Genomic DNA, 20707 nt, shown 5'->3' on the forward strand with positions numbered 1-20707 from the left:
GCTCTTTATATAAAGAGAGTTAACTTGCGGCGACGTAACACACCGCAAATGGCACATTAAGGCGAGTAAACTCTTTAATCCAACGCCATTGGTTGTCTTGGAGTTTATCGCCCGGCCCTTTTACTTCAATCCATTCGAACTCGTTTCCTTTAAAAGCAATCAGATCAGGCATCCCATTGCGGTAAAGCTTTAGGTCACTCAATTGTATTTTAAATAGCGCCATCAACATGTTAGTTGGGATTGTATCGAGTGCTGTTTCGAGTAGTTCTTTACTTATTAAGCTCCAATGCACAAATGGATTGCTGATACCAAACTTCTCATCGTACTTTGTCAATAACGTATGAGTGTTACCCGTTTCCAATTCGTCAAACGCCGCATCTATCAAAGCTTGGCGCTTGGTAACAAAATCAGAATGGTACAAATCCAGAGGACGATGTTGATAGGCATTGATGAATGCGCCTTCGATGGGAGCGAAAATCGCATCCCAAAAAGTGAGACCAAGTAATGCATTAAGCAGTGCATTTTCGGTGTAAAATACTGTCCAGCCTAAGGACTCAAAATACGCTTTGCTGGCGAGTTCGACTCTCTGTTGAGATAAATCCAGTTCAAGGCGGTATTCCGTACAGGTTGGCTTCGTCACTCTTGGCACTTTCTCGCCTTGTTTTCGTTTTAACCGTTGCTCAAGTTTTTGTGCAACTTCGAGCTCAGACACATCGATCGGTGAGTTAAGCATATCTGTGACAATGTCACAAAATAAATCATCATGGTTTAATTTGTCATAGATACGTGCGCGTCGTTCTCGGCTCGGTGTGAGTTGAGTTTGGCCAAATAGAGATAGGGCGGTCTCTAGATCATTAAGCCGTTCGTAATCACGTGCTATGTCATTCAACATGTGCTCGCGTTTACGATCTACGTAACGGTGTTTAACCGGCTGAGGCATTGCCTCAATTAATAAGTCGAGATTGGCTTTGTCTTTTCGGTCAAATTGCCAGTACAGGTTGGCCAACTGGCTCAGTTCAATTAAGCGGTCTATTTGCTCACGTGAATCAAAGAAACGGCGCACTTTACTCAATTGATATTGCTCGAACTGATGCAAACCTAAGTCATCAAGCACAAACTGACTTAAGTCTTGATGGGTGTTGGCAAAAAACAGAGTGAGTAACACGTCGATCATATGAGCAGAATTGAGTTTGACGATCGTAAACTCAAGCCGCTCTATACGATCAAATTCCGTATTACTCAAATGTTCGACAAGGGCGTCTTTCTTGAGTGATTTCGGCAGTTCGGGATAAAGCGTGGAGATTTCTGGTTTGGTCAGTAAATTAGCCGCTAACTCTTGATGAGAAAGGGGTGGGGAAAGGGCTACAAACTCATGCTGACTCAATTCTGCCAGTGCTTCATTGATAGAAGGTATTTCTTGATAACTCAGCTTATCACTTCGAAACCAACATCCCTTTCGGCTGTATAAACGCACCAAAAGGCACTGGGCGTGTTTGCTCAAAGAATCAAACGAGCAAAGCCATGCGTGTTCTTCCTTGGCCAGTAAATCGCTGTACCAAGTTATTGCGTGATGAGTCAGCTTGAAGAAGTTCTCTAGATAGTAGTCTGGTGCAAGTTCGATAGGGCTTTCCATAAACGACCGATAACAAAAAAGGCTTAACCCATAGGTTAAGCCTTTTCGCTATCAAATCAATTCGCAATTATGCGTTTTTTAGCTGTGCTACTTTCGCTTCAGACAATGGCTTAGTGATGAACGCTAGTACGATACATACTGCCATCATTGCTGAAGAAATTGTGTAAGCCAAGGTGTAGCCGTCGCCATTTGTCATCGAGAAACCAACAACCGCTGCGCCGATTGCACCACCGATACCCCATGCTGTGTAAAGCACGCCGTAGTTAGTGCCGTAGTTTTTCAGACCGTAGAACTCAGCCGTTAGAGTAGGGAATACCGCTAGAAGTGTGCCGTAACCTACCGCTGCGATTGCTGTACCGATGATCAGTGTAAACTCAGAGTCGAACGTCGCGAACAGCACCATGTTTACGCCTTGTAGAACGAACGCGAGTAGAAGCGTACGAACACCGCCGATTTTATCTGCAAGCATACCCGCGGCAACACGACCGCCAGAGTTAAATACAGCAAGAATAGACGCTAGGTAAACCGCGTTTGGCAAGTTTGCTTGAACGCTTGCGATTGTCGTGATGTTACCAATGATCATTAGACCAACAGAAGCTGCAAACGCGTACATGATCCATAGAGAGTAGAACTGTGGTGTTTTCAACATTGCTTTCCAAGTTAAGTCATCTGACTTTTTCACCGCTTTAGGTGCTTGGCCTTCTTTTACTTTAGGCTCCGCAGGTGTGTAGTCTGCTGGTGGGTTGTTGATGGTTGCTGCAAGAGGAACCGCAATCGCTAGGATACCAACACCAAGAACCATAAAGCTAGTTTGAATGCCCATGCTGTCTATTAGCGCAGAAGTTACTGGCGCAAGGTAAATAGCCGCTAGACCAAAACCTGCCGCAATAATGCCGTTAACCATACCTTTCTTCGAAGCGTGGAACCACTTCATCGCAGAAGGTGATAGGCATGCGTAACCAAAACCGATACCTGCACCTGTGATCACACCGAAGGTAATGTTCAGCATGAGTGGAGTGTCAACAAAGCCAGACGCGATCATGCCCAGACCTGTAAGAACAGTACCTAGGATAAGGATCATTCGAGGGCCCATGCGGTCTTGAAGAATACCTGCAATAAGAAGACAGATAGAGAAAGTGATGGTTGCAGTTGCGTAAGGTGCAGAAGCTTCTGCAGCACTCCAGCCTGATTCAGTTACCAGTGCCTTGTTGAATACACTCCAAGCATACAGGATGCCAAGACAAAGGTTGATACAGAACCCTGCTAACAGGATGCGCATAGCTTTATCAATCTTGCTCATTTTTATTCTCAGTTTTTCCTCTTATTGGCAATGCCGCAAAGAAGGTTGGTTTAAAGATGTTTTTTCTCAAAATTAGTTTGCGTTTTTCAACGTTTAACGCAATGAGCGCGGATTATAACCAATAAATATGTGATTGGAATCTCTTTTTACGGTTACTGATAAAATAATTTGCAACATTAAAAGTGGATGTGAATTCATGGTTTTGTATGTAGTAAGAACGTTGTAAAAAAGTGATGTTTTTTGTTCGCTAATAACGAATGATGAGTCAAGAGAGAGAGGTTTTACGCTGTTGAGTGCACAGTTCACATTTCAAATAAAAAATTTCTAAATGTTTCCATGTTAACCATCTGTAACAAAAATGGCGAATTTATCATCTGACTGTCGTAAGTATCAGATGCAAAGGGTTTCCTAATTTTTAATTGTTAACCTTTTGTAATAATTGAAGCTGATTAGCTTTTATGTACATTAAGTGAGCAAAAAAGTAACTTGTAATTGCTGATTTTAGGCGCAGAATATAGTGAAAAATGAGTTTTCATTTATGAAGGGATGCTTTTTAGATTTGTTGTGAGGTGACTTATGAAACTGTTCCTATTACTCATGGCTTCGGTATCCGCTGGTATCGCATCAGCAGACCACATCCATTCATTTATGTTGGGCTTATCTATTGCTTCTTTAGCGGTAGGTAGCTGTTATTTCTTCGCATTTCGCAGCTCGCGCTTTCCACAGCTTGCTTTATTCCTACTCATTTGCGGTATGCTTTCTAAGTTGACGATAACCGTAGTCGGTGTGATGTGGGGAATGTCCGCGGAATTAATCACGTCTCCAATCGTATTCGCACTTTCATATTTATTCTTTTCGCTTGCCGTTACCTACTTATGGTTTAGCTACAGAGAGAGCATCACTAAGATTCCTGACCGATTTAAGTCAGCGTAAATCAACACATTAGAATAAAAAAAACGCCAGCACATTTGCTGGCGTTTTTAATTAAACGTAATTTTGTTCGGATATTGCTTTTAGTTTGATCGTGGCAATACCGTTAGGCACTCATTGGAACAAGCACCATAGTACCAATAATCACCGTGATAAGGCCTGCTAGAACTGGAACGGATGTGCGTTTTACAACCTCAAACGGGCTGATGTTTGCCATACCTGATGTCGCAACGATTACGCCAGATACTGGTGAGATAGTACGGCCTAGGTTTGATGCTTGAAGCATCGGGATAATTAGGAAAGCAGGGTTTAGTCCCATTTTCGCAGCCAAAGATGGTGCTAACTCCACGAACGCATAAAAAGGCGCGTTACCCGAACCCGTTGCAATTGCTGCTGCAACTGTCAATGCAGTTAGAATAAGCATTAAAGCAACGCCGCCTGCACCAGCATTATCTGCTAGATGAAGTAGGTTATCGATAGCACCGATAGACATCAGACCTTGTGCAAAAACCCCTGCGGCAACCAAAAGCATCACAACGCCTTTGAACGCGTCAGCCATGCCTGCGTAACAAGAATCTAAATCTTCTAGTGATTTCTTACCATCGAACTTATTTACAACATAATGGATCAGAGCTCCAAGGAAAATCGAACCAACCACAATAGTGTAGATGTCTAGACTAAGTCCTGGAATGGTACGACCGTTGAATAGGAAAACGCCGATGATAGGTAGAAATGGAAGAGCTGCATAAAACGCTGGCGCGTCAGCTTTGATCTCTGATACATCAATTTTTTCCATTGGTGTATTTTCTTTCTTATCTAAGTATTTGTTCCAGAAGAACGCTGCCGCTGCCATGACGATGATTGCGCAAATAGAAACAGGCAACACAGTTTGTACCGCAAACACATCAAGCTCTAAACCAGACTTTTCTGCTGCGATAACAACATCACCAGAAGTCGGAGAAAGGATGATTGCCGCTGGAGAGGCACACACTGCAACGGCTGCTGGACGAGAAATGCCCATCGCGACCATCATTGGGAATAATGTCGCCATTAATAGTACGCCAAGGCCTGTTGCAGAACTTACCGCAAGAGATATTAAACACGCCACAATGTAAGCCGCTACCAAAAGGACGTAAGGAGACTTGATGACAGAAAGCGGTTTAGAGAACTGTTTCACTACCACGTTGTTCGCGCCGATATGAGTCATGTATGACGCAAAACCACAAAGCAGCATGATTTGCATACCAAGACCGCCACCGCGGTATTGAAGCATGTATTTCACGTATTCAAGCGCATCTGTCACCATGTTACCAGTTGAGGTGATTTTTGACGGCAGCACGTCGTGCCCCAAAACGCCAGTCATAAGAAGTAAAGCAATACCAGCGGTCAGTAACACGCCCGCAGCTTTATAGCCTTTGACAATAAAGTAACCCACCGCAATGGTAACCACTAAGCCAATTAAGAGCTCTAACATAGGGATCTCCGAATGTTATGTAAAAAAGAAAGAAACTGTTTCAGTTTATGACAAGGAATTTACAGAATTCTTAGCTGTGGCACGAGACAAATATGGGGCTTGCATGATCTGAGACAAATAATAATTTAATAAATAATTTCGTTAGATTGTATTGTTGGAATTTGGTTTTCTAAGTGTTACGTGCTGGTTTGAAGCTATTTATAGGAAGGAAAATATGACTAGGAAAGTGAATGAATAAAGAGTGAATTGATTCACAATAGGAAAAAGACTTTACTCAGTAAGCAATTATTGGAAAACACTCTTCACAACAAAAAAGCTTCGCCGAAGCGAAGCTAAGTAATCGTAAGAATGAGGATAAACTATGCGTATCGACGAACCATAAGGTTCCAACTACGTTGCTGCCGTTCGAACTCTGCTTTAATTTGCTGGTACTTCATTTTCGTTACAGAACATTCGTATTTTTTTACCACACTGGCAGTTTTGGCACCGAGTACTTCTTTGCGCATCTCGTAGTATTCCTGCATGTGATGAACTAAAGTATCAAACTCGTGCTGTAGCTGATCGAGGATTGTTTGCGTGTTCGGTTTCGATTCTAGCTTTTCTCTTGCTTTCTTCAAAAGTTGACTCGCACGGGCTTTTTCAATTCTAAATGTAGGCGTTGTGCGCAACTTAGATGTGAGTCCTAGCCAAGAACATGACTTTATCAACCACTTCGTTGGGTCGTAATGCCACCAATACACGCCATTGCGATAGTCATTCTCGAAAATATGATGGAAATTATGGTAACCCTCTCCAAATGTGAAAAAGGCGAGTACACCATTATCGCGAGCAGTGTTTTTGTCTGTGAAAGTTTGCTTACCCCAAATATGTGCGAGGGAGTTAATGAAAAAAGTTGTATGGTGACTCATAAAGAGTCGAGCTGCACCAACGACCAATAACATCCCCCAGATATCACCGTAGATCAGTCCTAGTATGACTGGGAAACCAATATTAGTCAGTAGGGCAAGTGGAACATAATACTTATGCTGCCACATGACGATTTTGTCGCGCTTTAGGTCACGGCAGTTTGTATATTCGTTTTCCTTTGATTTATTGTAATCACGTAACATCCACCCAATGTGAGAATACCAAAAACCCCGCTTGGCTGAGTACGGATCTTTATCGTTATTGTCGACATGTTTGTGATGCACACGATGATCAGAAGACCAATGTAATGCACTATTTTGCAAAGAAAATGCTCCTCCAATCGCAAAAATGGCGCGCAAAATAGGATGAGCTTCGTATGTTTTGTGGCTCCAGAGACGATGATAGCCTGCTGTAATAGAAAGGTTAGTAAAACTAAATGCAATCACTCCCCAAATTAGATGTTCCCAACCCAGTCCAAAATGATATGCATACCAAGGCATTACAATAAAAGTCAGAACAAAACTGGCAGAAAATATTAATGTATTCAACCAGATAACAGGTGGTTTGTTTTGAGTCACAGGTGTATCCCTAACTTTGAGCTAACAACTGTTCGCCAGAATATCAGCGTACACATGTAAGTCAAATTAAAGTTAGACAAATGTGACTATTCCTTTGGGTGTAGATTAAGGAACTTGATGGGATATTTTGCTTTTAATTGAATAATGAGTAGTATTAAAAAATGAGCTCTGGCTTAAGGTGTATAAAATCTGCCAAGAAACAAGTGTTATAAAGGTGGAATATACCGAGACTCTATAAAGAAGCAAAAATGTAAGAAAATAGGAATACGTAATGGATTTACGATTAGCGGAATATAAGGACTACGAGCGCATTGCACATCTTCATGCGGATAGCTGGAAGCGTCATTACCGTGGCATTCTTAGTGATAACTATCTTGAGAAAGAAGCGATTGACGACAAACTACTGATTTGGCAAACCCGTTTGACCAACCCACCATTCAATCAGCACATTGTCTTGGCGGAGGAGGGAGGTTTGCTACTTGGCTTTGTTTGTGTGTTCGGCAACCATGATTTCGAGCGTGGAACCTTTATTGACGCATTGCATGTTGATGACAGTTACCGTGGTCGTGGGATTGGTAAGCAGCTATTACTTGCTGTCGCAGAATGGCAACAGCAGTACTTTAAAGACACAGGTCTTTATTTAGAAGTTGTGTCGCAAAACATTTCTGCGATTGAATTCTATCGCCACATTGGTGGACAAGAGGATCAAGAGCGAACTTGGCGCGCACCTGATGGCAAAGAGGTGTTAGAAAAAGTATTCCGTTGGAAGAACGCCCAGTCATTAGTTAGTGGGATTGAGGAAAACGTGATTTACTCCTAACCTAGCGTTCTAAAACATTAGATAAGAGCAGTCTCAACACTGCTCTTTTTTGTTTATGCACCCTAACGTTATGTTTTATTAAAAGCTTTCTAGAAGTTAACCCCCATGGCTTTTAGTTCGAGCTCACATTGCTGAGCATTTTCAAACTGAATAGCAGCCATGCCAACTGCTCGGGCACCTTCAACATTGTAAGGCATGTCATCAATAAATACTGTCTCTTCGGGGTTAAGCTGATAATTTGAAAGTAGAGTTTGGTAGATCTCCGCTTGTGGTTTTAGTAATTGAAATTCAGAAGAGATGATTGCTCCATCAAACAGTGGCCAAAACTCATAGGTAGTACGAAGATGTTCCACAATTTCGTTGATGTTGTCTGTGAGCGCATATACGCCATATCTGGCACTTTTTACTCGTTTTAACAGCTCTATACTGCCGTAAAGTAGTATTTGAGTGTGTTTTACATAATAAAAGAAGCGGTCCATTTCTTCCGTCGTTACTTGGTGTTCACGTTGATAACGCTGTTTTGCTTCCCTTTCGGAGATCGTCCCTTTATTTAAATCTTTCCAGATTTGTGATGAAAATAGCATCTGAGCCATTTTCTCTGATTCTACGGAACCACCAAATGTTAAGCGAACGATTTCTACTGGAGACCAGCGTACCAACACATTACCTACATCAAAAATGACATTTTTTATCTGGACAGAATTCATAACACACCCCAAGCCAATTGTTCTTCACCACGCTATATGCGGTGAGTGCTGTTTTTGAATCGTTGGAAAGTCGTGCCAAAGGCGCGACTTAAGTTTCTTACACAAAATGAGATTAACATCCAATTGGATACAGAGCGATTATCGCAAAATTGCACTAAACTATATGCAACTTTGTTTATTTGGTTGTAAATCAAGTGTAGCTGTCTTAAAAGATTGAAACTAAAGATAAGTATTGCGAGCTGTTTACGTCATTTCGCGCTGCTTATAAATGATGATTAATATATAATTAGTTAATAATAAAACGATAAAAGTGAATCAAAATCACACTATTGTGCGTCAGGCGGAGTAAGCAAAACAGATTATATGGACTCGATACGTAAGGTTTATCAATATGCAGAACCAAACCTAACTCTCGTTGGCTGGATGGGGTTTCTTGGCTTTCCGCTGTACTACTTTGTCTGGGAGTTTGCCTTTCCACAGGCTTATGAAAATTTATCTCTTAGATTGTTTTGCTCGTTATTGTTTTTCGGCATCATTTTTAGAAACCGCTTATCATCGACTTGGAGAGATTATGTTCCTATTTACTACCAAGTGACGATAACGCTGTGCTTACCGTTTTTCTTTTTTTATATGTTACTGATGAATGACTGGTCCAATGTATGGGTTATGTCGTTTATGTCTGCAATTTTCTTACACATTTTACTGGTTCATGTTACTAGGGTCATGTTTGCTCAAACCTTTGCTGGGATAGGTTTAGCAACATTCTTCGCTTGGGTTGCAAAAGGGTTCCATCTTGACTTGACCATGGATTGGACTCATGTGCCAATCTTTCTGTTTATTTATGTCTTCGGTAATTTGTTCTATTTTCGTAACCAAGTTGAACATGAAGCGAAAGTCTCGCTGGCAAAATCATTCGGGGCAGGGATCGCACATGAAATGCGTAACCCGTTGAGTGGGCTTTGCACTTCAATAGATGTTATCCAGTCGATCTTGCCCAACATGAAAGAGGCAGGAAAAGAGCAGTACGTCATGAGTGTAGAGGATGTCACCTTATTACGTGAAGTGAGTCAGGATGCAATGAACATTATCCAATCGGGTAATGAAACCATCGATTTATTGCTAACTTCGATTGATGAAAATCGAGTTTCTCGTTCTAGCTTCAAAAAATATTCAGTTCACTCGGTCGTTGAACAGGCAATTGAAAGCTTCAGTTATAAACGTGCCACTGATCGGTTTGCCATATCGCTGGATGCGAGAAGTGAGTTTGAGTTTCTAGGTAGTGATACATTACTTAAATACGTTATGTATAACCTCTTCAAGAATGCCTTCCATCACCGTAAATCTGAAGATTTTCACATACATGTATCCATGATAAGTTCAGAACGCTTTAATCAAATTGTTGTAACCGATAATGGTGCTGGCATTGCTCCTGATGTTCTACGCAATATCTTTCAAGACTTTTACACCACTGGCAAATCAGGAAGTTATGGTTTGGGTCTACCGTTTTGTAAAAAAGTCATGCGTTCATTTGGGGGGAACATTGAGTGTCAATCTCAGTTAGGGGAGTGGTCTCAATTTACGTTAACTTTCCCACTAACGACATCTGATACCGTTACTGAAATCAAAAACGATCTGACTAAACTCAAAACCATTCTAACGGTGACTAGCCAAGATATCTTGGTGTCTAAAGTAACAGATATTAGCCGTTTTATGGGCTTTGACTCGACGATTTTAGATGCCAACCAAGTACTCAAAAAGAAAGAGTACGAGTTCGAATTCGATCTGATTTTTATCGATCTTGAGAGCTTAGATCCAAGAGCAAACCAATTGGATAGATTAGAATCTCTCTTGTCTTTCACTGAAGCACGCATAGTTTATCTTTTTGAGCATCATCCGACTCAGAGAGCACGTAAGGCTGCATATGAACCTATTTGGATCGAAACGCAAGCCTGGTTATTGAATACTAAACCAACTATTGAGCGTCTCTTATATGATTCAAGCTATGTACCGACACCAACGGCCTCGGTGACGTTAGATAATTCAAATAAGCGCACAATTATGGTCGTGGATGATAATGAATCTTTGCGTAAATTCACGGCAATGTTACTTGAAAAGCAAGGCTTTGAAGTGATTCAGAAAGAAGACGGGCAGCAGGCTCTGGATACACTAGAGCAAGAAGATGTTGATCTCATTCTGATGGATATCGAAATGCCAATTATGGATGGTGTAGAAGCGTCTAGGCGAATTCGAAGCTCGGATAAAAACTATGCGTCGGTACCTATTATTGCACATACAGGGGATAGTTCACCTGTCACGTTGGACAAAATTGGGTCTTCGGGTATGTCTGACTTCATCGTAAAACCGGCGGATAAAAATCGTTTGTTCGATAAAATCGCAAACTGGATCTAATCATTCGCGACTTGTTTTCTTGAGGCGAGTTGCTCACAACGAATAACACGAATAAAGAGCTCAGCAAAACTGTTGAGCTCTTTAGTTTTATCTACACACTAACTTACACAAACTCTAAGTCAGGGTGTGCAAATGCTTGTTGGCAGACAGTGAGTACATGATCAACTTCAGCAGCTGTCATGTCTGCATTGACTGAAAAACGGATGATGTTTTTGTTCCTTCCAGTTGCAGGGCGGCAAAACACTGCGCCGTAAACATTTCGCTCTTCGAGAAAGTCGCGGACTCGCTCAGTGTTTCTCTCGTTACCACATTCTAATGCGATAATTTGTGATTCACTGCGAATAGTAAATCCAATGCGTTTTAAACCAACGGCTAAAGACTTGGCTCTTTCAAACAGAATATCTCGCTTATCATCTGATTTTCTTATGACTTCCAGTGTTTTCTCTAGCCGAATGATCTCTTGCGGTAATACGGTAGAACTAAATATTGCAGGGTACGCCACAAATGGAAGCGTCTTCGCCAGTTTTTCTGGGCCTAAAATCGCGCCAGCACGATAAGCAAATGTCTTGGCAAGACTAACGGTAATAAAATCTACCTTATGAGTTAAGCCAAGACCCTGCAGTATCCCCGCACCTTGTGGACCGTGTGTACCTAAAGAGTGTGATTCATCTACAACCAGGCCGCAGTCAAACTCCTGTGCTATTTCGTAGATATCACGTAGAGGAGCGATGGTCCCGATAGTGCTGTAAACCGAATCCACAACAATGATCCCTGAACCGTGACGTGAAATCTGTTTTCTTAGGTGACTGGTGTTGTTATGCATGAACGGATGAATTTGTGCTCCGGCAATACGTGCGCCTTCCCACAAAGACATATGTGCAAAGAAATCAATGTACACAGGTATGTTCGGTGCACAAATAGTCTGCAATAAACCGACATTCGCAGCCCAACCAGATTGAGAAAGTAGACAACTAGGCATACCAACGAAACTGGCTAGTTGCGTTTCAAATACAGGTTTCGATTCATCGTCTTGTAAGAAAATCGCGGACATCACGACGTTGTCATCGTGCTGGGAAATCGCATCACGATGCGCGTTTTGAATCTCCTTATTATGAGACAGTGCAAGGTAATCATTGCTTTGCAGGACAACGGCATTACACGGTGGGCGTTTACCAAGAACAAGGTGTTTTTTGTTCTCATTCGGTTCGATTAGATCTTGAATATAAAAATCTAGGCGTTCCTCGATAAAGGAGGGAAGTGGTTTGCTTTGTATAGTTTCACTCATAATAAATCTCTTCTTCATATGGAAAAACGCCAGCGCTGACACTTATTCATATTGCGGATTTTGGGGAGAGTGTCACTAACCAGGTTGCATAAGTTTGCAGACCCTTGCAAACTCGACATTTGAGGGTTGGATGGTGGCTGTAACTCTATAGGGGCCCGGGGTCTAAACTAGTTTGTGCTTAAAGTTTATACGGCGATTTTGCGGTGTTTTTTCGTGCTTCATATCTGGGATTTTGGATGAGGAATATAAAGTTTGAAAAGTGAAAAAAATGGGCGCATTAGATAACAAAAAAGGCGCGAAAATCGCGCCTTGAAACATGAGTAGATAAGAGACAAGCTTATCGCTTATTACGTAAATAGCGCTTACGACGCTCTTCTTTACGCTTCGCTTTCTCTTCTTCTTTACGGGCGGTTTCAATCTCGACTTCAATCAGCTCTTGAGTGATCATTTCTGGGCGTTCTAATGTAATTTGGCCCAAAGTGCCTTGACGAAGTTCGTGCAATAAGATCTCTGATACTTTGTGCAAGTCAACACGTCCACCTGCACGTAGTGCACCGCGGCGACGACCAATTTCTTCCATGATCTCGATATCTGATTCTGGAAGCTCTTCAATTTGATAACGCTCTTTAAGTTTGTCTGCATAATGAGCTGCTAGGTATTCAATGGTATAGAATGCGACTTCGTCATATTCCATCGCTGTATCTTTTACCGCGCCAGTAGCCGCAAGGCGGAAGCCACTGTGTGGATTTTCCACTTTTGGCCATAAAATCCCTGGAGTATCAGATAATACGATGCCATTTTGCAGGTTGATACGTTGTTGACGACGTGTAACCGCGGGTTGGTTACCTGTTACAGCGATTGTTCGACCTGCGAGGGTGTTAATGATCGTCGACTTTCCAACGTTTGGGATGCCCATGATCATGGTGCGAATGTTTTTACCAATTTCTTCTCGGTGTGGGGCAAGTTTGCGGCAAAGCTCCATGATTCGATGCACTTCTTGTGGTTCAGAAGTCGTGATCGCCATTGCTTTTACATGTTGCTCTTGCTCCAAGTGCTCAATCCACAGTTGAGTTAATTCTGGATCGGCCAAATCACGTTTGTTCAAAACTTTAACGACAGGTTTGTCACCACGGATTTGAGAAATCAAAGGGTTTTCACTACTGAAAGGAATACGAGCATCCAGTACTTCGATGATCACATCCACTTGAGGGATTGCTTCTTCGATCTCTTTACGTGCTTTGTGCATGTGGCCAGGAAACCACTGGATTGAGTTATTAACCATTTGAATTTAATACCTTAATTTTTCTAATGCTCCAGCGGTTGTAAAAGTAGCAATGTGAGTCTTGAGTAATACAATACTAGAACGCATTTTCTAAAACTGTGTTTACTTCAAGCTGCTCGAAACCGCGGAGTTGAGCTTTCTTTCATGTTAATACGCCAGTTTATCATGGAATGATGATGAATCATTCAAGATGAAAGTAAAAAGCTATGGCGTGCAAACCTAAAAGCACACATCCCTTATGTATACCGACTCGCAGTGAATATCCGTCTGGGTGAGAGACCGAACGCAAACGCTGTGTAGTCAAAGGTGGATTGTGTTGTCAGATTGTTCTGACGAATTTTGGTTTTTTACTTTTATATCAGAGTGTTATTTTTATTTCACTATTGAGCTAAGTTTGACTTTTATCTGACAAAAACTAGTCTGAGCTTCCATTCAGAGGAAGCAGTCATGCTCAATATTCTTAGAAGTATTACGGTATCGTCCGTCGCCTTAATTTTTTTAGCGAGTTCTTTTTGCTCAACTGCCAAACAGAGTCCTAAACCGAAGGTCATCGTTGGTGTTATTGCGCAAGACGAAGCTAAAGACTCGTTTGACGGTAGCGTTGGTCCTTCGTACGGAATTAGTCTTGAGTATTTGTCTAACATTACTAAAGCTTTGGATTATGAGTTAGAACTTCGGACTTACAAGCATATTCCGTCTTTACTTGCGGATGTCGAAAGCAAGAAGATTGATGGTGCGGTTGGATTTAGTAAAACAGCAGCAAGAGAAAAGCGTTTCTTGTTTTCGATGCCTTTCTTTTCGAGCACTATCGCTGTTTGGTATCGGAATGCCACTTACCGAGATAGTGATGCGCGTGATCTTAAATGGGTGTGTGTTGAGGGCAGTGTGTATTGTGACAACCTCACTGAACGTGGTATCGATAAGATACATTATGTTAAAACACGTTTAGAGGCGTTTAATGAAGTTAAGCGAGGTAAAGCGAACGCGCTGATTTACACTTATGTTGGTATTACCCAATATTTGGATTTGAATGACATTGTAAAAGGGGTTGTCGATATTCCCAGTTGGTTGAAAAACGAAGAGGTGAGTTTTATCGCTTCGTTGGACAAACAGAGTCTGATCGATGACATCAACAAAATCCTTCAGTGGGAGCAAAATGGAAAAAACATTCGCTCCGTCGCCTCGAAAAATCCTTACCATATCAGTGATAAGTTATTGGTAGATTACCGACGTAATCATCAAAACAAACTAGTGATAACTTACAGCAGCAGTGACGAAGCTTATCCGTTTCTCTACCGAGATTCGCAAACGGGCGAGTTAGATGGCTTCTTTCCAGATTTTGTCGACTTATTGCAGTCTCGTACTGGCTTGAGCTTTAAGTATGTGAAGCCGACGTCGAGCCTTTCAAATGGATTAACGGCATTTGATGCCGATATAGTCCCCATCTCTTATGTGGGTGAGCTACCTAAGTCAGATTGGTTGTTCACTAAACCATTCATGCACAGTAATTACGTGGCTATCCAAGCGGAGCAGAGCAAGCGCGATAAATCTGCACTGAAAGAAGCGGGTATTCTGCTCACTTTGAAAAAGCAAGGGTTAGTTCATTTGGGCACTTGGCAGCAAGGCCAAGTTGATCATTATGATGATTTGAAAAAGCTGCTTACCGATTTGAAATCGGGCGTTTTGGATGTGGCTTACATTCCTGACGACATCGTTCACAACATGATTGCACAAGATCAAGTCGATGGCTTGGTGATCAATGCGGAGGACGTTTTGACGTTCTCTAATGCATTTGCGGTTGCAAACCACAATACACAACTTCAACACATGTTGAACAGCATCATCGAAACCATTGATTCTAACGAGATCGAAAAACTGCTGCGTTCTCACCGAAGCTTCAAACTGACTTATGGCTATGACGCGGAGCAGATCGCTACATTTGTTGTTGCTGGTTCATTCATATTCTGTCTCATGTTAATTGCGGCGTATTTCATCTTATCTCACATGCGACTTAAAGTGAGGTTAGCCGAATTTAATGCTGACAATGAGGAAGCGGAAAAGCAATGGCTGATGGACATCATCAAAGAGATCAATAGCTTGGTTTTTATCCATAGTGAAAATAACCATATGGAGATGAGCAATTGTGCCAACTACAACAGTAAACAGTGCCAACAATGTAAGTTGAAAAGTGATTCTGCGCACGCTCCTCTGGTGAATAATTTTGATGAACTAACCACTGTTATCGCTGGAAAGCGTATTTCAGAAGAGGTTGCCTCGTCGGGCTGTGAACTTGATATTAAACATGTATATCGAGAACGCAAAGTCATCGCTTCTCCTAGCGGTAAGAACAAGTTTGTACTGACTGTTATTCAAGATATTACCCAGCAAAAAGAACGTGAGCAGGCGTTAATCGATGCGCAAAAAGAAGCGCAAACCGCGGTACGTGCGCGCGAAAACTTTTTGGCAACCATGAGTCACGAATTAAGAACGCCATTGTCGGCAGCACACGGCATCCTCGATTTGCTAAATCGCCAAGTGACGGCAGATTCAAATCGCGAGTTAATTGCCCAAGCCATACGCTCGCTCAATCATTTGAATACGCTAGTAGACGAAGTACTGGATTATTCAAAGTTAGAGGCAGGGCACTTAACCGTCGCCCCAGTTAAGACCGACTTGCTTAAAACCTTGTGCGATGTGTTTCGAAGCTTTGAACCACGAGCGCTTGCGAAAGGTTTGGATTACAAAGTGACAATCAAACCATTTTCGAATGCTTTCATTGAAATCGACGCGCTGCGATTGGTGCAAATTACCACCAATCTACTCTCCAATGCGGTGAAATTCACTGCCGAAGGAGAAGTTGGAATCAGTGTCATTCTTCATGAAAAGCAGCTTATTTTGAAAGTGGCGGATTCAGGTATCGGCATGACGGATGACCAACTCGAAGGCATCCTCAATCCTTTTGTTCAAGCGGATGACACTATTACGCGTAAATATGGCGGTACTGGATTGGGGCTAAGCATTGTTGACCGATTGATCGACTGCATGGGCGGCGTGCTCTGCTTCGATTCACAATTTGGCTTGGGCACGACGATTACTGTCAGACTGCCAATTGAGCATTGCGACTCTGAGCCAGACGTTTGTTTGAACTGGACGTATAGCGAGAGCTTACCACTTAATATTCGCCAGTGGTGTAACGCGTGGAAAATGCGTCCAGCGACGTTAAAAACAATGGTGGCGAACCTTCACCCTATACACGACAGCGATGCCAGTTTTAATGGCCTAATGCTGCGTGACGAACAAAGGGTGCTTGGCAGTCTTACGCTAAGAGAGATTCAATATCCAGATACATTGTTCAATTTGCTCAGCCAAACGCAGCAAGAAACCAAGCTTAGTGACGTAAATCAAGAAGTGGTTTCTTGGGTTCTCGGCACGGTACTGGTCGCAGAAGATAATCCCATTAACCAAAGTGTGATAGCAATGCAGCTTCATGAACTTGGAATCGAACCTGTCATTGTGAATAACGGCCGCGAAGCATGGGAATACATCAACCAAGATGAAAACGTTGTGTTGCTGCTGACCGATTTTCATATGCCAGAAATGGATGGCTATGAGCTTGTTAGGCACGTGAAAAACTCCGAATTTAAAGCAATTCCAATCATCGGTATGACAGCAGAAGATGCTCGTCTTGCCATTGAGCGCACACAGGATATCGGGATTGATGATGTGCTCTACAAGCCCTATGACCTTAATCAATTAAAAACCGTTTTGATTCCATTTATTGGCGAAAAAGAGAGGGGTAGGCTGCCCGGCTGGATTAAACGGTTCAAAGCACAGGACGCAAAAGAGATTGCGCGCGTGTTTAGTCAATCAATGTCTACAGATATAAAAAACTTAAACGCCGCATCGACTGAGCGAGACAAAAAACGGGTCATTCATGGCATCAAAGGAGCGGTTGGGGCGATAGGGGTAAGCATGCTGGCTGAGCTTTGTATTGAGGCAGAACGAGTTACTGCTGCGGAGTTTGACAGGCGAACAGCGGAGCTAATTTTACGAATCGAGCAGGAGATCGAAAACATAAACTATTGGGTAGAGACAAATGAATACACAACTTAATGTGATGGTGATTGATGACCATCCGCTACAAACCACAATACTTTCGCAAATATTGGATCGCTATTGCGCGCAAGTCATCCCTTTTAACTGTGTGGATGCTGCTATTCAGAGTGTGCAGGAACAACATTTTGACGTAATTTTTTGTGATATCCAAATGCCCGGAAAAGACGGTATCGATATGATGGAAATGCTCGATGAAGTCCAGTACCAGGGGCAAGTTGTACTGGTCAGTGCAATGGAATTGACCATTATTTCTGCGGTAAGAGCCATGTGCGAGGGATTTAGTTTTGAAGTATTGGGGAAGCTGCCTAAGCCATACGATGAAAATGAAGTCGTTGATTTGTTGGGTAAAATAAAAGATGAAAAAGCGAAACAAGTCAGCTTTGCTCAATCTATTGAAGTAGAAGATCAAGAATTCCTGTTTGCTCTGGCTGAAGGGCGAGTGAAAAATTATTACCAGCCTTTAGTCGACGTGCAAAGTGGGGAAGTGCTTGGGTATGAAGCGCTCGCGCGTTGGAATCATCCTATTTATGGTGTGTTACCCCCTCATTATTTTTTGCCAATTGTAGAGCGTTGCCGCCTTTCAGGAGAGTTGTTTCAAGCTGTATTGAGTAATGTTATCTATGACATGAAACACCGCGGATTGACGCAAAACGTATCCATCAATGTAGACCATGAAAATTTAGAAGATACGGCGTTCTCTCATTACTTTTTACAGCAATGTTTAGAGAGCGAGATTGACCCATCACAAATCACCATTGAAATTACAGAGCGAGATACATTTCAGACTAGCGCGTCCCTGTACAAGAATTTACTCAAGTTGAGGATGAACGGTGTCACTGTCTCAATAGATGATTTTGGCACGGGTTCATCAACGTTTGAAAAACTGGCTCAACTGCCATTCAACGAGTTAAAAATCGATCGTTCGTTTGTACAAGGTGTCGAATGCGACATCAAAAAACGCAACATCGTTGTTGCTATTTGCGCGTTAGCGAAAAGTTTGAATATACGACTGGTCGCGGAAGGTATTGAAGACGAAGTCACACTGCAAGCGATACGTGAGTATGGGATTGATCTTTGCCAAGGCTTCTACATTGATAAACCCATGCCACTAGAAGCCATAACCATACTAAATGAAAGATATGAATAAATTGAATTACTTGATCTTTGACGATCATCCTCTCGTTTGTGTTGCAATCAAGTCGTTGTTGGAAGAGTTAGGGAAAACAAATGGGGTATTTACTGCAACATCAGCGAAGATGGCATTACAAATATTGAAAAAGGAAGAAATTCAACTGTTGATCTTAGATGTGAACTTGGCAGATTGCGATGGGTTTGATTTCTACAAACGTATCAAATCCCATGGTTATGAAGGCAAAGTCATTTTCTTCTCCGCTGAAACTAGCCAAATGTACAGCCAAATGGCTTTTCGTTCTGGCGCTGATGGCTATGTGTGTAAATCGGAAAATCACGACATTCTTAAAGACGCGATAGAAGCGGTAGAGAAGGGGTATACCTTCTTCAAATTTAAGCAAGTTGTTAACAGCGTTCGAGAAATGCCACAACTTTCAAGCAGAGAAAGTGCAGTAATGAAGTATTTACTACAAGGAAAGTCCAATAGAGAAATCGCTTCAGTGCTATCAATAAGTGACAAAACAGTCAGCACATACAAACGCCGTCTATTGGATAAATTTAACGTAAAGAACATTGTTGAGCTAACAAGAGTGGCGGGGGCGTAAGACCGCATCATGACACTTAAAAGTATCGCGTTGTCTCTTTTCATCGCAACATTACTATTCGTCACTTCTGTCACAATGATTGGTGCGGTGTTAATTTCTTATGAAGTAAAGCAGTTCAACACTTACGCGAATAATTTAGCCAAAATAAAACAAAAAGTAATTCTCATGGGGCTATTGACGGAAGCGCAGCTCGAGCAATACAAAGGCATGAGCGTGAGTGAAGTAGAAGCGCAAACAGAGCTGAGCTTTCAAGATGCGATTTACTCCCTGTCACCTTATGAAAAACTCAATTACGTTGAAGCTGTTGCACGGAAATCGCTTCATCAGGCTGAAGCGTATTTATCAAATGCGTTCAATCGACAAAATGCCGTTATGTATTTTCGTTCTTATACTGGAAACAAACTCATCTTAGAGAGACCGATTGAAGCGCTAGAGGGAGTGAAAGCCACATTTGATGTTGATTGGTGTAAAAGTAACTATTCTTGTGTGTTAGCCGCGTGGAAAGAGCAACTAACGGACCGGGTATTGTTTTCCCTACCATTTAAAACGACATACTCCGATGACATGGCGATAAGCATCATGAGTCCGGTTTACTTTCAAGGTGAGTTAGTGGGAGAGTTCTCGGAACAATTATACCTCTCGCCGCTTTATAATGATGGGAAAGCGGTGGATGTTCAAATAGCGAATGGGAACAAACAAATGGTGATTTATTTCGCTGGCTACCCCTTTCCATCATTCGCGTACACCCAATCATATGTCGCAGACAACAACAATCTTATCGTTTACATGTACCCATTCAGTAAAATTGTATTGGATTACGTGTTCTTGTTTATCATCTTCTTTTTCGTAACCTTAGCGTATTACAACAAAGCTTATGAATCTAAAGAGAGCAAACTTCGCCTCGCGAAAGCACTGACGAACGTGACGAAAGATGATTTAACGGGATTGTTTAACCGCAGAGTTTTTCAAGATAGCGAGTTCAAACGTCGTTTGGAAACCGCGCCATATTCCGTCATTGCAATAGATGGCGATAGGATCAAGCGAATCAATGACCATTACGGTCACCATGTAGGGGACGAAGTTATTGGGGTTATTGCTGGTGCTATGTCTAAAGTGTTTCGAAATAGTGATTATCTAGTTCGAACTGGTGGTGATGAGTTTGTTGCGATTCTGCCAGGTTGCAGTATCAGCCAATCTTCAATATTGGCGAAGAAGCTTCGTAGTGTCGTTAAAGATAACCGACTAAAGACCTTGGATATCGAGGTTAGTGTGAGTACTGGTATCGCGGCGAATGAATTACACGAAACGCTTCAGGACGTTATTGTACGTGCAGATGAAGATCTCTATGAGATGAAAAAACACAGACAAAAGTCCCATTAAGCAGCGCTAGTATTGACTCAATGTTAAGTTACGGAACATAACCATGACATAACTGTTTGATTAATTTGACCAAACAGAATGAGTGGTCTTTTATATTAGAGCAGTCAACAAATAGTGATTGCTCTATTTATTCTCGACCTTACATTTGGTG

The 20707-nt window shown here is 42.0% G+C and carries 14 protein-coding genes; 7 read left to right on the forward strand and 7 right to left on the reverse strand.

Annotation, left to right across the window (positions count from 1 at the left end; translation table 11 throughout):
• Window positions 1–19: 19 nt before the first annotated feature.
• Window positions 20–1633, reverse strand: coding sequence for a VRR-NUC domain-containing protein (locus tag R7Z41_RS16970; RefSeq protein ID WP_206969607.1), 1614 nt, complete (start codon window positions 1631–1633; stop codon window positions 20–22).
• A 67-nt stretch (window positions 1634–1700) separates the two neighbouring features.
• On the reverse strand, window positions 1701–2933 hold the full coding sequence (locus tag R7Z41_RS16975; RefSeq protein WP_017635352.1) for an OFA family MFS transporter: 1233 nt from the start codon (window positions 2931–2933) through the stop codon (window positions 1701–1703).
• 576 nt (window positions 2934–3509) lie between these two features.
• Between R7Z41_RS16975 and R7Z41_RS16980 the strand changes: the two genes are divergently transcribed.
• Complete coding sequence (locus tag R7Z41_RS16980; RefSeq protein ID WP_005376535.1) at window positions 3510–3866, forward strand: hypothetical protein; 357 nt, start codon at window positions 3510–3512, stop codon at window positions 3864–3866.
• Between the two features lie 103 nt (window positions 3867–3969).
• On the opposite strand, the gene dcuC is transcribed toward R7Z41_RS16980, so the two are convergent.
• Together dcuC and R7Z41_RS16990 are read right to left on the reverse strand one after the other, a co-directional pair.
• Window positions 3970–5337 (reverse strand): anaerobic C4-dicarboxylate transporter DcuC, encoded by a 1368-nt coding sequence (gene dcuC, locus R7Z41_RS16985; RefSeq protein ID WP_225478273.1) that lies wholly within the window; start codon window positions 5335–5337, stop codon window positions 3970–3972.
• Window positions 5338–5696: 359 nt separating this feature from the next.
• A complete protein-coding gene (locus R7Z41_RS16990; RefSeq protein ID WP_005376527.1) occupies window positions 5697–6821 on the reverse strand; it encodes an acyl-CoA desaturase in 1125 nt (374 codons plus the stop codon).
• A gap of 271 nt (window positions 6822–7092) precedes the next feature.
• Here R7Z41_RS16990 and R7Z41_RS16995 point away from each other — a divergent pair, with 271 nt between their 5' ends.
• Complete coding sequence (locus R7Z41_RS16995) at window positions 7093–7641, forward strand: GNAT family N-acetyltransferase (RefSeq protein WP_005376525.1); 549 nt, start codon at window positions 7093–7095, stop codon at window positions 7639–7641.
• Window positions 7642–7730: 89 nt separating this feature from the next.
• On the opposite strand, the gene R7Z41_RS17000 is transcribed toward R7Z41_RS16995, so the two are convergent.
• A complete protein-coding gene (locus R7Z41_RS17000; RefSeq protein ID WP_318136388.1) occupies window positions 7731–8348 on the reverse strand; it encodes an HAD family phosphatase in 618 nt (205 codons plus the stop codon).
• Window positions 8349–8711: 363 nt separating this feature from the next.
• Here R7Z41_RS17000 and R7Z41_RS17005 point away from each other — a divergent pair, with 363 nt between their 5' ends.
• Window positions 8712–10757 (forward strand): response regulator, encoded by a 2046-nt coding sequence (locus R7Z41_RS17005; protein ID WP_065275248.1) that lies wholly within the window; start codon window positions 8712–8714, stop codon window positions 10755–10757.
• Window positions 10758–10860: 103 nt separating this feature from the next.
• Here the strand turns inward: R7Z41_RS17005 and cqsA are convergent, their stop codons facing one another.
• Both cqsA and ylqF read right to left on the reverse strand, forming a co-directional pair.
• Window positions 10861–12042, reverse strand: a complete 1182-nt coding sequence (gene cqsA / locus R7Z41_RS17010; protein ID WP_206969598.1) for an alpha-hydroxyketone-type quorum-sensing autoinducer synthase — start codon at window positions 12040–12042, stop codon at window positions 10861–10863.
• A gap of 337 nt (window positions 12043–12379) precedes the next feature.
• Entirely contained in the window at window positions 12380–13324 is a 945-nt protein-coding gene (ylqF, locus tag R7Z41_RS17015; RefSeq protein WP_005376521.1) for a ribosome biogenesis GTPase YlqF, read from the reverse strand.
• 447 nt (window positions 13325–13771) lie between these two features.
• Between ylqF and R7Z41_RS17020 the strand changes: the two genes are divergently transcribed.
• From R7Z41_RS17020 to R7Z41_RS17035, 4 genes are read left to right on the forward strand one after another with little or no spacing between them, the layout of a single operon-like run.
• Entirely contained in the window at window positions 13772–17437 is a 3666-nt protein-coding gene (locus R7Z41_RS17020) for an ATP-binding protein (RefSeq protein ID WP_225478272.1), read from the forward strand.
• Entirely contained in the window at window positions 17421–18587 is a 1167-nt protein-coding gene (locus tag R7Z41_RS17025) for an EAL domain-containing response regulator (protein ID WP_206969582.1), read from the forward strand. The genes R7Z41_RS17020 and R7Z41_RS17025 overlap by 17 nt, the downstream gene beginning before the upstream one ends.
• Window positions 18580–19176 carry a response regulator transcription factor gene (locus R7Z41_RS17030; RefSeq protein ID WP_017635347.1) on the forward strand — a complete coding sequence of 199 codons (597 nt, stop codon included), beginning with the start codon at window positions 18580–18582 and terminating at the stop codon, window positions 19174–19176. Before R7Z41_RS17025 ends, R7Z41_RS17030 begins: the two co-directional genes overlap by 8 nt.
• Before the next feature lie 9 nt (window positions 19177–19185).
• Entirely contained in the window at window positions 19186–20556 is a 1371-nt protein-coding gene (locus R7Z41_RS17035; RefSeq protein WP_054701765.1) for a GGDEF domain-containing protein, read from the forward strand.
• Window positions 20557–20707 lie beyond the last annotated feature (151 nt).

Source organism: Vibrio sp. 1457, assembly GCF_033340195.1.
Taxonomy (GTDB): domain Bacteria; phylum Pseudomonadota; class Gammaproteobacteria; order Enterobacterales; family Vibrionaceae; genus Vibrio; species Vibrio alginolyticus.